The organism is Pseudomonas sp. B15(2017) (genome assembly GCF_002113215.1).
Lineage (GTDB): Bacteria > Pseudomonadota > Gammaproteobacteria > Pseudomonadales > Pseudomonadaceae > Aquipseudomonas.
Map to the genome: position 1 here is coordinate 2,279 of NZ_NEJZ01000033.1, position 1,264 is coordinate 3,542.

1 protein-coding gene and 1 pseudogene are annotated in these 1,264 nt (G+C 60.0%); both read left to right on the forward strand.

All coding sequences use genetic code 11. The features are described 5' to 3' along the window. A pseudogene (locus CAF73_RS29455) lies at positions 1 to 596 on the forward strand (type VI secretion system tip protein VgrG); the annotation flags it as partial. Further along, positions 586 to 1,264, forward strand: a 679-nt coding sequence (locus CAF73_RS29460) for a DUF4123 domain-containing protein (RefSeq protein ID WP_085705414.1), incomplete at its 3' end; no start/stop codon positions are given. The pseudogene CAF73_RS29455 and the gene CAF73_RS29460, both read left to right, overlap by 11 nt.

Consider the following 1,264-nt stretch of genomic DNA (forward strand, 5'->3'; position numbering starts at 1 on the left):
GTGGCTTCAACGAACTGCGCATCGAAGACAAGAAAGGCCAGGAACAGATCTTCCTGCACGCCCAGCGCGACTGGGACGAGAACATCGAACACGACCAGAAAATCCGCGTCGGCAACGAACGCCACGACGTCGTGGAAAAGAACAGCTACACGGAATTCAAGGCCGAGGAACACCACACCGTCTACGAAGACCGCAAAGTCGAAGCCCGCGCCAACGACCATCTGACCGTGGGCGTGAACCAGCACATCAAGATCGGCACCGGGCAATTCATCGACGCCGGCCAGGAAATTCACCTGAGCAGCGGTATGAAGGTCGTGCTGGAAGCTGGCGCTGAACTGACGCTGGTCGGTGGCGGCAGCTTCATCAAGATCGATGGCGGCGGCGTGACCATGAGCGGGCCGGCGATCAACATCAACTCCGGCGGTGGCCCGGGCAGCGGCTCCGGCGCTGCCCCGCTACTGCCCGGCGTGCTGAAACAGGCCGACGCCGACAAGGCAGGTGCCGTACTGACCCCGGCGCAAATCAATACGCTCAAACGCAACGCGCCGTTCTGTGAAGAATGCGAAAAATGCAAGGCAGGTGCCTGTGCCATCTAATCGACTGACACCCAAGGACTGGCTGGCACAACAGCCGCTGAAAAAAGACGAACGCCTGTACCTGATCATCAGCGCCGCCAGCGATGCCGACGCACTGAAAAACCTCTACCAAAGCGAGCCCACCGTCCAGGCCATTCCCATCTGGGGCGGCACGCCCTACGCCACCTGGCAACCGGTGATGCCCTACGTCGCCGAACTCAAGGCCAACTCAGCGTTCCTGCCCTGGATCACCGAAACCGACGCCCTCGACTGGGGCTGGCTGGCCGTCTCCCGCTCCGAACCCAACGAAGTTTTCGAACATCTGCGCAGTTTGACCCAGGTGAAGATGCCAGACGGGACCGAAGTGTTTTTCCGGTTCTGGGATGGACGGCATATCTATCCGATTCTTGAAGGGCTGGGGGAGACGGCCGGGGAAGTGCTGCCGGTGTTTGAGCGGTATCTGATCAATGGCAGAACGCTGGAAGTCGGGCCGAGGGTGGTGCCGAAGGTGAGGGATTGGCCGTGGTGGGAGGTGCCGAAAGATCTACTGGACAGCCTGATGGCCGAAAACCCGTCGACCATCATCGGCAACATGATGCAGTGGTTGCAGGAAGAGCATGCAGACCTGTACTTCTCGTTCCCGGAATCAAACCTGCAAAAGAAAGTGGCGCGCTTCGTAAAACGCACGC